This is a genomic window from Streptomyces sp. NBC_01198, assembly GCF_036010485.1.
In the GTDB taxonomy this organism is placed as follows: domain Bacteria; phylum Actinomycetota; class Actinomycetes; order Streptomycetales; family Streptomycetaceae; genus Actinacidiphila.
In genome coordinates this window covers 2402198-2416505 of sequence record NZ_CP108568.1, presented here as the reverse complement: position 1 = coordinate 2416505, position 14308 = coordinate 2402198, and the positions used below count along the sequence as shown (strand labels likewise).

Here is a 14308-nt window from a genome sequence, read left to right as displayed (position 1 = left end):
CCCCCGCCGTCATGACGGGTTGCGGCGCAGCCGGAACCAGTAGAAGCCGTGTCCAGCGAGGGTGAGCAGGTACGGCAGTTGGCCGATCGCCGGGAAGCGGACCCCGCCGATCAGTTCCACCGGGTGCCGGCCCGCGAACTGGCGCAGGTCCAGCTCGGTGGGCTGGGCGAACCGGGAGAAGTTGTTCACGCACAGCACGAGGTCGTCGCCGTCCTCCCGCAGGAAGGCGAGCACGGCCGGGTTGCTGGACGGCAGCTCGGTGTAGGAGCCCAGGCCGAACGCGCGGTTCTGCTTGCGGATCTCGATCATCCGCCGGGTCCAGTGCAGCAGCGAGCTGGGTGAGCTCATCTGCGCCTCGACGTTGGTGACCTGGTAGCCGTAGACCGGGTCCATGATGGTCGGCAGGTAGAGCCGTCCGGGGTCGCTTGAGGAGAAACCGGCGTTGCGGTCGGGCGTCCACTGCATCGGGGTGCGCACGCCGTCGCGGTCGCCCAGCCAGATGTTGTCGCCCATGCCGATCTCGTCGCCGTAGTAGAGAATGGGCGAGCCGGGCAGGGACAGCAGCAGAGCGGTGAACAGCTCGATCTGGTTGCGGTCGTTGTCGAGCAGCGGTGCCAGTCTGCGGCGGATGCCGATGTTGGCCCGCATGCGCGGATCCTTGGCGTACTCCGAGTACATGTAGTCGCGTTCTTCGTCGGTGACCATTTCGAGGGTCAGCTCGTCGTGGTTCCGCAGGAAGATGCCCCACTGGCAGGTGTCGGGGATGGCCGGGGTCTTGGCCAGGATTTCCGAGACCGGGTAGCGGGACTCACGCCGTACCGCCATGAAGATGCGCGGCATGACCGGGAAGTGGAAGGCCATGTGGCATTCGTCACCGCCCTTGTGGAAGTCGCCGAAGTAGTCGACGACGTCCTCCGGCCACTGGTTGGCCTCGGCGAGCAGCACGGTGTCCGGATACTGCGCGTCGATCTCGGCGCGCACCTTCTTCAGGAAGTCGTGCGTGCGCGGCAGGTTCTCGCAGTTGGTGCCCTCCTGCTGGTACAGGTAGGGCACCGCGTCGAGCCGGAAGCCGTCGATGCCGAGGTCGAGCCAGAACCGCAGCGCCGCCAGGATCTCCTCCTGCACCTGCGGGTTCTCGTAGTTGAGATCCGGCTGGTGGGAGAAGAAGCGGTGCCAGTAGTACTGCTTGCGCACCGGGTCGAAGGTCCAGTTCGACGCCTCGGTGTCGACGAAGATGACCCGGGCGTCGGGGAACTGCTTGTCGTCGTCGGCCCAGGTGTAGTAGTCGCCGTAGGGGCCTTCGGGGTCGCTGCGGGACTGCTGGAACCACTCGTGCTGGTCGCTCGTGTGGTTCATGACGAAGTCGATGATCACGCGCATGCCGCGTTGGTGGGCGGCGTCCACGAACTCCACGAAGTCGGCCAGGTCGCCGAATTCCGGGAGCACCGCGGTGTAGTCGGACACGTCGTAGCCGCCGTCGCGCAGCGGGGAGGCGAAGAACGGCGGCAGCCACAGGCAGTCGACGCCCAGCCATTGCAGATAGTCGAGTTTGGCGGTGATGCCCTTCAGGTCGCCGACACCGTCGCCGTTGCTGTCCTGGAAGGAGCGGACGAGGACTTCGTAGAACACCGCCCGTTTGAACCAGTCGGGATCACGGTCCTTGGCCGGGGTGTCCTCGAAGGTGTCAGGTACGGGTTCGTTGACGATCAACTGAGTGACCCTCCGATCGATGGAGACGGTCGCAGCGACAGGACGTGCGCGGGCGCGCGGCCCGGTTCAAGGCGCACATAGTTGTCTCTGCCCCAGTGGTAGGTCTCGCCGGTGAGCGCGTCGCGCACCGGGAAGGACTCGTGCCAGGAGAGGCCGAGTTCCGGCATGTTCAACGACACGGTCGCCTCCTGGGTGTGGAACGGGTCCAGGTTGACGACCACCAGTACGACGTCGTCGCCGCGGCGCTTGGAAAAGGCGAGCAGCGCGTCGTTGTCCACCGGATGGAATGTGATGTCCCGCAGCTGCTGGAGCGCCGGATGACGGCGGCGCAACCGGTTGAGCGTGGTGATCAGCGGGGCCAGCGAGCGCCCCTCGGCCTCCGCGGCCGCCCAGTCGCGCGGCCGCAGTTCGTACTTCTCCGAGTGCAGATACTCCTCACTCCCGGGCTTGGCGGGATCCGCCTCGCACAGCTCGAAGCCCGCGTAGACCCCCCAGCTGGGGGACAGGGTCGCCGCGAGCACCGCCCTGACCTCGAAGGCGGGGCGGCCGCCGTTCTGCAGATAGGCGTGCAGGATGTCGGGGGTGTTGACGAAGAAGTTCGGCCGCATCCAGGCCGCCTTCTCCCCGCTCAGCTCCCGCATGTAGTCGGCGAGCTCGGCCTTTTCTGTGCGCCAGGTGAAGTAGGTGTAGGACTGCTGGAAGCCGATCTGCCCGAGGGCGCTCATCATGGCCGGCCGGGTGAAGGCCTCGGCCAGGAAGATCACATCCGGGTGCGTGCGGTTGATGTCGGCGATCACCTTCTCCCAGAAGACCACCGGCTTGGTGTGCGGGTTGTCGACCCGGAAGATCCGCACCCCGTGCGCCATCCAGTGCCGCAGCACCCGCAGCGTCTCGCGGACGATGCCGGGGAAGTCCTCGTCGAAGGCGACCGGGTAGATGTCCTGGTACTTCTTCGGCGGGTTCTCCGCGTACGCGATCGTGCCGTCCGCCCGGTGCGCGAACCACTCCGGGTGCTTGGCGACCCAGGGGTGGTCGGGGGAGCACTGCAGCGCGAAGTCCAGCGCGACCTCCAGCCGCAGCTCCTTGGCGGTGGCCACGAAGTGGTCGAAGTCCTCCATGGTGCCCAGGTCCGGGTGGATCGCGTCGTGCCCGCCCTCGGGTGAGCCGATGGCCCACGGCGAGCCGACGTCGTCGGGACCCGCCGTCAGGGTGTTGTCGGGGCCCTTGCGGAAGGCTGCGCCGATCGGGTGGATCGGCGGCAGGTACACCACGTCGAAGCCCATCGCGGCCACCGCGGGCAGCCGCTGCGCGGCGGTGCGGAACGTGCCGTGCTGCGGCGGGGCGCCCTGCTGGACCACCGCGCCCTCCGAGCGCGGGAAGAACTCGTACCAGGACCCGAACAGCGCCCGCTGCCGCTCCACGTGCAGCGGCAGCGGCCGGGACGCGCTGACCAGTTCGCGCAGCGGGAAGCGGTCGAGCACCGCCACCACGTCGGGGGTCAGCGCCGCCGCGTGCCGGGAGGCGATCGGCCGGGCGGTGTCCCGCAGTGCGTCGGCCGCGGCCAGCACCACGGCCCGCCCGTCGGCCTTGGGCACCCCGGCGGCGGCACGCTCGTACAGCAACGCGCCCTCGGTCAGCACCAGGTCGGTGTCGATGCCGGCCGGGATCTTGATCCCCGCGGTGTGCCGCCAGGTCGCGACCGGGTCGGACCAGGCCTCCACCGTGTACGACCAGCGGCCCTCCGCGGTGGGGGTGACCCTGGCGCCCCACCGGTCGGTGCCCGGCTCCAGCTCGCGCATCGGGGTCCAGGGCCCCGACCGGCCGGCGGGATCGCGCAGCACCACGTTGGCGGCGACCGCGTCATGCCCCTCCCGGAACACGGTGGCGGTCACCTCGAAGGTCTCGCCCACCACCGCCTTGGCCGGCCGGCGGCCGCCGTCCACCAGCGGCCGGACATCGAGAACGGGAATGCGACCGATCATTTCCTCACCTGACAGCGCTGGGTACGGGACGACGACTTCCGCTCTTTTTAACTGTTCTTGGCGTTGTCGGCCTGCCTGCGTGGCCGCGGACCTCCGCGATCACCCGGGTGGCGGTGGCGGGGCCGTACGGGTGCCCCCGCCGGGGCCGGACGAGCCGTTCGGGCGCGGTGCACCGGGGAGCCTGCCCACGGTCTACGCGCGACACGCACCACCTGACGGCGTTTCGGGAGCGCGCCCCCGGTGCTCTGTTCTCTGCCCCCGCAACCCCGGTGGAACCAGGAGCGGGAGAGCGCCCGGGGCGTCCCGGCAGGTCCGCTTTGACACCCCTGTGCGCGCCGCTCATTGCGCCCCGTCGTGCGCCCCAGGCGGCCGCGGAGCCGCAGTTGTGCTCCCTGCGGGCCGTGTGATCCAAGCCATCAGCATCGCATCCACCGGCCGCGTGTGCACGGCTGTCCGCCCCTCTGACCGGCGGCCCGGCGCGCCCGAAACCCGCTGGACATTTCCCCGCCCCCTCTCGTACACCCGGCTGAACGCGCCCGCGCTCGCGCACCGGTGACGCTCACTCCCGTGAGCCGCCGTTCGAGCGTTTGAACCACCGGATCGGGGACTCCACCCGCGAGCCCCCCGCCCGCCGGGCTACGGTCGAAGGGTGAAGGCTATCCGTCGTTTCACCGTGCGCACCGTCCTGCCGGAACCTCTGCGCCCGCTGGGGGGTCTGGCCCAGAATCTCCGCTGGTCATGGCACCAGGAGACCAGGGAGCTTTTCCAGAGCGTCGATCCCGAGGGCTGGCGGGCAGCCCAGGGCGACCCCGTACGGCTGCTCGGCACGGTCGGCAAGGACCGGCTCGCCGCGCTCGCCGACGACCGGCGCTTCCTGCGCCGGCTGACCGCCGCCGCGGAGGACCTCGCCGACTACACCGGCAGCCCCCGCTGGTATCAGGAACAGAGCGACCTGCCCGCCGCCATCGCCTACTTCTCCCCCGAGTTCGGGATCACCTCCGCGCTGCCGCAGTATTCCGGCGGCCTGGGGATCCTCGCGGGGGACCACCTCAAGGCCGCCAGCGACCTCGGCGTACCGCTGATCGGCGTCGGCCTGCTCTACCGGCACGGCTACTTCCGCCAGACCCTCTCCCGTGAGGGCTGGCAGCAGGAGCAGTACCCGGTGCTCGATCCCAACTCGCTGCCCGTCAGCCCGCTGCGCGAGGCCGACGGCACCCCGGCCCGGATAAGCCTGGTGCTGCCCGGCGGCCGCGCGCTGCACGCCAGGATCTGGAAGGCCCAGGTCGGCCGGGTGCCGCTGCTGCTGCTCGACTCCGACGTCGAGGGCAACCAGGCCGCGGAGCGCGACGTCACCGACCGCCTCTACGGCGGCGGCAGCGAGCACCGGCTGCTCCAGGAGATGCTGCTCGGCATCGGCGGGGTCCGTGCGGTCCGCGCCTACTGCCGGATCACCGGCCACCCCGAGCCCGAGGTCTTCCACACCAACGAGGGCCACGCCGGCTTCCTCGGCCTGGAGCGGATCCGCGAGCTGTCCCTGGAAGGCCTGGACTTCGACGCGGCGCTCGAAGCGGTCCGCGCGGGCACCGTCTTCACCACCCACACTCCCGTCCCGGCCGGCATCGACCGGTTCGACCGCGAGCTGGTCGCCCGCCACCTCGGCGACGGGGGCGAGCTGTCCGGCGTCGACACCGGACGCATCCTCGGACTGGGCATGGAGACCCACCGGGGCGGCGACCCCAATCTGTTCAACATGGCGGTGATGGGCCTGCGGCTGGCCCAGCGCGCCAACGGGGTGTCCACCCTGCACGGGGCCGTCAGCCGGGGGATGTTCGCCGGCCTGTGGCCGGGCTTCGACCCCGAGGACGTGCCGATCACCTCCATCACCAACGGGGTGCACGCCCCCACCTGGGTGGCCCCCGAGGTGCTGCGGCTCGCCGCCAAGCAGATCGGCGTGCAGCGCGCCGAGGACGCGCTGATGATCGGCGGCACGGACCGCTGGGAGGCGATCGGCGCCATCCCCGACACGGCCGTCTGGGAGCTGCGCCGCGAGCTGCGCGAACAGCTCGTGGACGACGTACGCCGCCGGGTCCGCGCCTCCTGGCGGCAGCGCGGCGCCGGCGACGCGGAACTGGGCTGGACCGACCACGTCCTCGACCCGGACGTCCTGACCATCGGCTTCGCCCGCCGCGTCCCCTCCTACAAGCGCCTCACCCTGATGCTGCGCGACCAGGACCGGCTGATGGAGCTGCTGCTGCACCCCGAGCGGCCGATCCAGATCGTCGTCGCCGGCAAGGCGCACCCCGCGGACGACAGCGGCAAGCGCCTGGTCCAGGAGCTGGTCCGGTTCACCGACGACCCCCGGGTGCGGCACCGCATCGTCTTCCTGCCCGACTACGACATGCGGATGGCCCGGCTGCTCTACCCCGGCTGCGACGTCTGGCTCAACAACCCGCTGCGCCCGCTGGAGGCCTGCGGCACCTCCGGGATGAAGGCCGCGCTCAACGGCTGCCTCAACCTGTCGGTGCTCGACGGCTGGTGGGACGAGTGGTTCGACGGTGACAACGGCTGGGCGATCCCCACCGCCGACGGCATCACCGACGAGGACCGGCGCGACGAGCTGGAGGCGGCCGCGCTCTACGACCTGCTGGAGAACCAGGTCGCCCCGCGCTTCTACGACCACGGCTCGCGCGGCCTGCCGCAGCGCTGGATCGAGATGGTCAGGCACACCCTGGCCACCCTCGGCCCCAAGGTGCTGGCCGGCCGCATGGTCCGCGACTACGTCACCCGGCTCTACGCCCCCGCCGCCCGCTCGCACCGCGCCATACAGGGCTCAGCGGCGGCCGAGCTGGCCGAGTGGAAGGGGCGGGTGCGCCGCGAGTGGCAGCAGGTGTCGGTCGACCACGTGGAGACCGACTCGATCGAAGGCACGCCGGAACTGGGGTCCACCCTCACCCTGCGCACCCAGATCAGCCTGGGCGGGCTCGACCCCGCCGACGTCGACGTCCAGCTGCTCTCCGGGCGGGTGGACGCCGCCGACCGGATGGCCGAGCCCACCGTGCTGTCCCTCAAGCCGACCGGGCGGTCCGACATCGCGGGCAAGCACGCCTACGAGGGTCCACTGACCCTGGACCGCACCGGCTCCTTCGGCTACACCGTCCGGGTGCTGCCGGCCCACCCGCTGCTCGCCGGGCCGGCCGAGCTGGGCCTGGTCGCGGTGCCGGCCGAGACGGCCGGCATGACGGCGGGCATCCTGCGGTAGGTCCCGCCGGGGTCAGGCGGCGCGGGAGCCGCGGGCGCGGCGGCCCGCCGCGCCGCCGCGGCCCGCGGCCGCGCCGGGACCGGTGCGGCGCCCCGCGGGGTTGCCGGTGCGGCGGCGCTGGGGCGTACCGGCCGAGGCCTTCGGCTTCGCCGGTGCGGCCTGCTCGGGCGCCACCGGCAGCGCGACCGGCGTGCCGGACGGCTTGCGGGCGCCGGTGATCCTGACCAGGTCGGGGTCGCCGGGCCGCACCCGGGCGCTGGCCGGACGGATCCCGGCCTGCGCCATCAGCTTGGCGTTCTCCCGCCGCTGCTCGGGCAGCACGAGGGTCACCACCGTCCCGGACTCGCCCGCCCTGGCGGTCCGCCCGCCGCGGTGCAGGTAGTCCTTGGCCTCGGTGGGCGGGTCGACGTTGACCACCAGGTCCAGGCCCTCGATGTGGATACCGCGGGCGGCGACGTTCGTGGCGATCAGCGCGTCGGCGGTGCCGGTGCGGAACTGGTCGAGCGCCCGGTTGCGCTGCGGCTGGGACTTGCCGCCGTGCAGGGCCACCGCCCGTACGCCCTGGCCCAGCAGGTGCTTGGTGAGCCGGTCGGCGCCGCGCTTGGTGCCGACGAACATGATCACCCCGCCCTTGCGGGCGGCGATCTCCGCGGTGACCGCCCGCTTGGTGGCCTCGTCGACGTGCAGCACGTGGTGCTCCATCGTGGTGACGGTCGCCGCGGAGGGGTCCACCGAGTGCGTCACCGGGGCGTGCAGGAAGCGCTTGACCAGCTTGTCGACATTGCGGTCCAGCGTGGCCGAGAACATCATCCGCTGCCCGTCGGCCCGCACCTGCTCCATCAGCCTGGTGACCTGCGGCAGGAAGCCCATGTCGGCCATCTGGTCGGCCTCGTCCAGGACGGTCACCGCGACCTTGTCCAGCGAGCAGGCCCGCCGGTCGATGAGGTCCGCGAGCCGCCCCGGGGTCGCGACAAGCACCTCGGCGCCGGCCTTGAGCGCGGCGGTCTGCCGGTTGATCGACGCGCCGCCGACGACCGAGGTGATCCGCAGGCCGAGCACCTTCGCGTACGGGTCGAGCGCCTCGGTGACCTGCCCGGCCAGCTCACGGGTGGGCACCAGCACCAGCGCCAGCGGCTGCCTGGCCTCGGCCCGCCGCCCCGCGGCCTTCGTCCTGGCCAGCAGCGGCAGCCCGAACGCCAGCGTCTTGCCCGAGCCGGTCCTGCCGCGGCCGAGCACGTCCCGGCCGGCCAGCGAGTCGGGCAGGGTGGCGGCCTGGATCGGGAACGGCTCGGTCACCCCGTGGGCTTCGAGAGCGGCGACGAGCGCCGGGTCCAGCGGCAGCTGGGAGAAGAGCGTGACGGGCGACACAGGTGACACGGGCGTTTCCTTCCTCGGGCCGCCGGTGCGGCGGCTGCATGCGAGAGGCCCGCACCACGCGGTGCGGGCCTCCCAAGACCGGACGCAGCGGCCCGGTGACGCCGGTCAGAGCGCCCGGATGTTCTCCGCCTGCGGGCCCTTCTGGCCCTGGGTGACCTCGAACTCGACCTTCTGGCCCTCAAGCAGCTCGCGGTAACCCTGCGACTGGATGTTCGAGTAGTGGGCGAAGACATCGGAGCCGCCGCCGTCCTGCTCGATGAAGCCGAAGCCCTTTTCCGAGTTGAACCACTTCACGGTTCCGGTAGCCATAATCCATCTCCTACTGGTGGGGCAGTTTCCAGATCCGCACTGTACGGATCCGGGTCGCTGTAGATGATCACCCCACACCGGAGAATTCCGGCAAAAACAAAAGTGCGCCCGGAGATCGCAATCATCCAGGCGCACGCAAAGTTCTGGGTCCCACAACTGCAACAACGTCCACTCTACCAGACCCCCATGGGCCACCACCCGGACCGGCCACGGCGGGCCGGCCCGGGTGCGTTCCGCCGTTCGGGCGGATCGGCGGTGCCGTGTGTGTCAGCTGACGTTGACGGCGGTGTCGTCGATGAGGAACGAGGTGGCCAGGGAGGAGTCCTCGGTCCCGGTGAACTTCAGGGTGACGGTCTGGCCGATGTAGGGGGTGAGGCTGACGGTGCGCTGGACGTAGCCGGTGCCCTTGTTGATGTTGGAGTAGGAGGCCACGGTGGTGGTGCCGGCTGCGACGGTGAGCTTGTCGTAGGCGGTGGTGGTGGTGGTCTCGCTGGAGTCGACGTAGAGGTAGAAGGTGAGGGTGGCGCTGGTGCAGCCGGCGGGGATGGTGACGGGCTGGGAGAGGGTGTCGGTGTGGGTGGTGCCGTAGCCGTCGAGCCAGGCCTTGTAGGAGCCGGCGTGGGCGGGGGCGTCGGTGCTGCTGTCGATGACTCCGCTGGAGGAGGTCCAGCTGGTGGCGCCGCTTTCGAAGCCGGGGTTGGCCAGGAGTTGGCCGGCGGTGCAGCCGCCGCCTCCGCCGCTGCTGGTGACGGACCAGGTGAAGGACGCGGTGCCGGTGGCGTTGGTGGAGTCCTTCGCGGTGACGGTGACGCTGTAGGTGCCGGTGGTGGCGGAGGTGGTGCCGGAGATCAGGCCGGTCGAGGAGCTGATCGACAGACCCGGCGGCAGACCGGTCGCGGTGTAGGTCAGGGCGCCGCTGTTGCTGCTGGACGCGTGGATCTGCAGGCTGACCGCGGTGCTCACCTTGGTGGACTGGTTGCCCGGGTTGGTCACCGTCACGCCGGTCGGGGTGGTCACCCGGCTGCCGACGCCGATCGCCGCGAAGGTGTTGGCCACCGTGTTGTACGTGGCGCTGTTGGCGCCCCACAGGTCGGCCGCCGCCTGCAGCGACTGGGTACGGGCCGCCGCGTAGTTGGTGGTCGAGGTGAAGCGCTCGGTCAGTGCCTTGTACCAGAGCTTGAGCGCGTTGTCCCGGCCGATGCCCGGCACCGGCAGGTTGTCGTACGTCGGGCTGTTGTAGCTGACCCCGCCGACGACCTTGGCGCCGCTGCCCTCGGAGAGCAGGTAGAACAGGTGGTTGGCCGGACCGGAGGAGTAGTGGACGTCCAGGCCGCCGAGGCTGGAGGACCAGTAGTCCTTCGAGCCGCCGTCCTTGCTGGGCTTGTCCATGTACCGCAGCGGGGAGCCGTCACCGTTGATGTTGATCTTCTCGCCGATGAGGTAGTCGCCCGGGTCGGCGGAGGTGTTGGAGTAGAACTCCACACCGGTGCCGAAGATGTCGGACGTCGCCTCGTTCAGGCCGCCGGACTCACCGGTGTAGTTCAGGCCCGCGGTGTTGGCGGTGACACCGTGGCTCATCTCGTGGCCCGCGACGTCCAGTGCCGTCAGCGGGTGCGCGTTGCCGCTGCCGTCGCCGTAGGTCATGCAGAAGCAGGAGTCGTCCCAGAAGGCGTTGACGTAGCTGTTGCCGTAGTGGGTCCTGGAGTACGCCGCCCGGCCGTCGTCGGCGATGCCGTTGCGGCCGAAGGTGTTCTTGTAGAAGTCCCAGGTCTCCTGGGCGCCGTAGGCCGCGTCCACACCCGCGGTCTGCGCGGTGGTGCCGCTGCCGTCGCCCCAGGTGTCGTCCGCGTCGGTGAACAGGGTGCCCGTTCCTGACGTGGCGTGGTTCAGGTTGTACGTCTTGTGGCCGCCACGGGTGTTGTCGGTCAGCTGGTAGGTGCTGCCCGACAGCGTCGTGGTGATGCTCACCTGGCCGCTGTACTCACTGTTGCCGACGCCGGTCTCGATGCCCTGGTACTCGTAGAGCTTCGATCCGGTGGTGGCGTCGGTGATCACGTGCAGCTGGTTGGGGGTGCCGTCGTCCTGCAGGCCGCCGATCACCGACTCCCAGGCGAGCACGGGGGTCCCGGACCCGGCCCAGACCACCTTGCGCGGCGAGTTCACCGCGGTCGGGGCCTTGGCGCCGTCGGCCTTCGCCCGCGAGATGGCGAAGGACTTCGCCGAGTCGGCGGTCTTGACCGCGCTCGTCGAGGCCACCGCGATCGACGCGTTGGTCGCCTTCTCCACGCCGGTGGTCGCGCCCAGCGGGCTCTGGTGGACGATCAGGTCGCCGCCGAGCACCGGCAGTCCCTGGAACGTGCGCTCGTAGCGGGTGTGGGTGCTGCCGTCGGCGTCCTGGGACACCGACTTGACGACCAGTTTCTCCTGGGCGCCCAGATGCAGCGACGACGCGGTCGTCGCCGCCTGCGACGCGGCCCGCGCGGTGAGCGCGGCCTGCTGCGCGGGGGTCAGCGAGGCCGGCAGGGCGCCCGGCCTGGGCTGCGCATGGGTGTTCCCGGCCTGCGCCGAGCCGGTCTGTGCGGCGGGTTCTGCCGCCGCGGTACCGGCCGGCAGCGTCACGGCGACCATCGCCGCACCGGCGATCAGCGCGCCGACGGCTGCTGCCGTGCGGGCCGTACGGGGGGATCGTGCCACTCGTCACTCCTTCTGCGGCGGCCGCGGGTATGCGGCCGGTGACAGTCCCGGCGGGTGGGGTTGGTGATCCGTCCGGGTAGAGCTGTGGTTCTGCTGTGGAACGGGGCACAGAGTGGCACCCTTTACCTGTTCATGTCAGTCCTGTGGTGTCAACTTGGCCGAAATTCGTCCGGTGTCCGGAGGGTCGCGTCCGCATAACGGTGACATGTGAGAACCGTGTTGCGGGCGCAAGAAGTTTGCCCGAGATTTGACGCGGGGCAATCCCGGCCAACCCGGCCATTCGTACGGAGTGTGCGGCTCCGCTGTCTACAGTGGCCACCCTCGGCGGGGGCAGGGGCCCACGCCGGTGCGGCCGAATACCGAGGTGGCGATGTCCCGGATATCAGAACTGTCCAGCGAGTCCGGCCTGCCCCGTGCGGCGGAGGGCACGGGGCAGGCCGAACTCGCCGCGCAGACCAGGCTCTACATACCGGCCCACCCCCGGTATCCGGCCGACCCCGAGCAGCCGCCGGGCGTCGGCTTCGAGTTCCTGACCGAACCGGACACCGGCGCCCCGGTCCCGGTGGCCTTCACCACCCTCGATGCCCTGGTCACGGCGCTCGGCGAGAGCCAGCCCTGGATCGCGATGCCCGCAGGGCCGTTCACCGAGCTCATGCGCCGCAACGGCTTCGGCCGCGTCACGGTCGACCCGGCCGTCGCGCCAGGGACCGAGCCGTACTGGACCCCCGAGAACATCCGCGCCTACACCGAGGCGGTGCAGCGATGAGCGCCGGATACAACGTCATCCTGGGCGACCTGGCCGGTATGGCCTCCACCTTCCACACCCAGGCGACCGACTACGCCGCCCTCAAGGCGGACGTGGCGCCGCCGATCGCCGCGTCCGGCGACGCCGGACTCGACGACTCCATCGCCTCGATCATGGACGCCATCGCGGGCCTGCACGCCAAGCTCGCCGGCCGGATCGAGGAGCACGCCAACGGCCTGGACTACGCCCACGGCTCCTACCAGCGCCATGACATCGACGTACACGGCCTGTTCGAGGATCTGATGCCCGATGAGTGACAGCTGGATAGGCGGGGACATCGGCGGTCTCCACACCATGGGGACCACCCTGAGCGGCGCCAAGGAGCAGCTCGACGGCGTGGTCAAACCGCTCGGCGAAGGCGTCGAGACGCTGGTCTCCGACGCGGGCTGGAAGGGCGAGGCCGCCGAGGAGTTCCGGTCCCGCTGGGCGGAGGACTCGATGGCCGCCGGCGGCTTCGCCGAACTGGTCAAGGCCACCGGCGAGGCCATCACCGAGCTCGCGCACGCGCTCGGCGAGGCCAACAGCGCCCTGCAGAACGCCGCGGACGTCGCCACGTCCAAGGGCGTCCCGGTCGGCAAGATGGGCGAGCCGGGCAACATGGTGACCGCCAGGCCGCCCACCGCGGACGACCAGAAGGCGATCGGCGACCTCAACGAATACGCCGGCGTCTACAAGGAGATCATGCACAAGGGGCAGGCGGCCCGGATCGCCTGCGCCAAGAAGCTCAACGCGCTCTACGACTCGCTCGACCCGAAGGAGCCCATGCACAAGGGCGACAAGATCGTCGTCGCCGACTACCTGCGGGCGCTGTGGACCTCCAAGGCCGACGACGAGCGCAAACTCGGCCTCGACGCGGGCAAGAAGCTCACCGAGGCGGAGAAGAAGCACGAGGAGGCGCTCAAGGCGATGAGGGAGGAGGAGGCCAAGTTCCGCACCGCGGAGGCCGACCTCCCCAAGGCCTTCCGCCTCAAGGGCGAGTACCAGCGGCTCGGCACCCAGATCGACGCGCTGGACGCGGAGGTCGCGGCCAGCAAGAACGGCAGCCCGTTCCTGCCCTACGACCGGGTGCTCAACTACAAGGTCGCCGACGCGCTCAAGGGCTTCAGATTCGTCGAAGGAGCACCGGAGTTCCTCAAGGAGATCCCGGTGGTGGACGTCCTCGCGGTCGGCGCGATCGGCCTGGTGGAGGCCAAGGAGGACCACGACAAGGGCTGGTCCTGGAAGCACTCGGTGGCCGTCGACGTCGGCGCCGGAGTGGTCGGCCTGGCCGCGGGCGCGGCCGCGGTGGCGGCCGCCCCCGAGATCGGTATCGGCCTGGGCGCCGCGGCGACGGCGGCCACCGCCGGCGCGGTCTTCGTCGGCGTAGGGTATTTCACGGACGAGGCCTTCCACGAGCACTGGAGCGAGGACATCCACGACCACGGTGTCGTCGCGGGCATCGGGGACGGCACCTGGAACGTCACCAAGAACACCGGTGAGGACATGAAGAACCTGGCAGTGGGCACCGCCAAGGGCATCGGCAACGCCGGAAAGTCGGTCTGGCACCATGCCACCGGCTGGCTCTGACCCCGGCGTTCCCGCCGTCGAGCCGTTCCCGCAGCCCTTCCTCGGCACGAGCTGGCTGCACCGCGGGTTCGGCTACGGGGTGCGCCGCGGCCTGGTCGTCCTGGGCTCGCTGCTCTTCGTCGCCGTGGTGGGGCTGGTGGCGGTCGCGCTGTATCTGGGCTTCGTGTCGCTCTTCCCACCCCGGGCGCGGATCGTCATCCACGTCCTGGAGGGCGCCGCCGCGGTGGTGGCGCTGGTCGTCGGGTGGGTACGGCAGCGCCCGGTGAACCGGGTGCCGGTCACCCCGGCGCAGGTGGCCGAATCCCGGCACCGGGCAGCGCGCACCGGCGCCCGGGCGTACGGCAACCAGGGCCTGGCGATCCTGCTGGCGCCGGTGCTGCCGGCGATCGCCGCGCGGTTGCTCGGCAGCGTCCTCGCGGCGCTCTTCGTCCGCGAGACGCCCCGCGAGACCGGGGCGCGGCAGGACTACGAGCGCCGCCTCGCCGAGGCCGGAGGCGGCGCGGCACGGCAGATCCGCCGCGGCGCCGAGCGGCGACCGCCGCGCGGCGGCCCCGCCGGGCGCCGGGCCCGGCGCCAGATCCGGCGAACGGACACGTCCTAGGCGCC

At 70.9% G+C, this 14308-nt stretch carries 10 protein-coding genes; 5 read left to right on the top strand and 5 right to left on the bottom strand.

The genetic code is table 11. The annotated features are described in order from the left end of the window. Positions 1-9: 9 nt before the first annotated feature. Together treS and OG702_RS10690 are read right to left on the bottom strand one after the other, a co-directional pair. Positions 10-1710, bottom strand: a complete 1701-nt coding sequence (gene treS / locus OG702_RS10695; protein ID WP_327288621.1) for a maltose alpha-D-glucosyltransferase — start codon at positions 1708-1710, stop codon at positions 10-12. Continuing rightward, entirely contained in the window at positions 1707-3692 is a 1986-nt protein-coding gene (locus OG702_RS10690; protein ID WP_327288620.1) for an alpha-1,4-glucan--maltose-1-phosphate maltosyltransferase, read from the bottom strand. Before OG702_RS10690 ends, treS begins: the two co-directional genes overlap by 4 nt. A gap of 649 nt (positions 3693-4341) precedes the next feature. Here OG702_RS10690 and glgP point away from each other — a divergent pair. Beyond that, positions 4342-6951: an alpha-glucan family phosphorylase gene (glgP, locus tag OG702_RS10685; RefSeq protein ID WP_327288619.1), complete on the top strand. Its 2610-nt coding sequence runs from the start codon at positions 4342-4344 to the stop codon at positions 6949-6951. A gap of 12 nt (positions 6952-6963) precedes the next feature. Here glgP and OG702_RS10680 read toward each other — a convergent pair whose 3' ends face one another. The 3 genes from OG702_RS10680 to OG702_RS10670 all read right to left on the bottom strand — a co-directional run bounded on the left by OG702_RS10680 (position 6964) and on the right by OG702_RS10670 (position 11265). Further along, positions 6964-8328, bottom strand: a complete 1365-nt coding sequence (locus tag OG702_RS10680) for a DEAD/DEAH box helicase (RefSeq protein ID WP_327288617.1) — start codon at positions 8326-8328, stop codon at positions 6964-6966. 105 nt (positions 8329-8433) lie between these two features. After that, a complete protein-coding gene (locus OG702_RS10675) occupies positions 8434-8637 on the bottom strand; it encodes a cold-shock protein (protein WP_073502624.1) in 204 nt (67 codons plus the stop codon). Positions 8638-8904: 267 nt separating this feature from the next. Beyond that, positions 8905-11265 (bottom strand): M4 family metallopeptidase, encoded by a 2361-nt coding sequence (locus OG702_RS10670; RefSeq protein ID WP_327293176.1) that lies wholly within the window; start codon positions 11263-11265, stop codon positions 8905-8907. Between the two features lie 436 nt (positions 11266-11701). On the opposite strand from OG702_RS10670, the gene OG702_RS10665 reads away from it, so the two are divergent. Genes OG702_RS10665 through OG702_RS10650 form a run of 4 tightly spaced genes read left to right on the top strand, consistent with a single transcriptional unit; the run spans position 11702 to position 14303 of the window. Next, on the top strand, positions 11702-12097 hold the full coding sequence (locus OG702_RS10665; RefSeq protein WP_327288616.1) for an SAV_915 family protein: 396 nt from the start codon (positions 11702-11704) through the stop codon (positions 12095-12097). Continuing rightward, positions 12094-12393, top strand: a complete 300-nt coding sequence (locus tag OG702_RS10660) for a DUF6317 family protein (RefSeq protein ID WP_327288615.1) — start codon at positions 12094-12096, stop codon at positions 12391-12393. The genes OG702_RS10665 and OG702_RS10660 overlap by 4 nt, the downstream gene beginning before the upstream one ends. Further along, the gene (locus OG702_RS10655) at positions 12386-13702 is read left to right on the top strand and encodes a WXG100 family type VII secretion target (protein ID WP_327288614.1); all 1317 of its coding nucleotides are present in this window, start codon (positions 12386-12388) and stop codon (positions 13700-13702) included. Before OG702_RS10660 ends, OG702_RS10655 begins: the two co-directional genes overlap by 8 nt. Beyond that, positions 13683-14303, top strand: a complete 621-nt coding sequence (locus OG702_RS10650; RefSeq protein ID WP_327288613.1) for a hypothetical protein — start codon at positions 13683-13685, stop codon at positions 14301-14303. Before OG702_RS10655 ends, OG702_RS10650 begins: the two co-directional genes overlap by 20 nt. Positions 14304-14308: the final 5 nt, after the last annotated feature.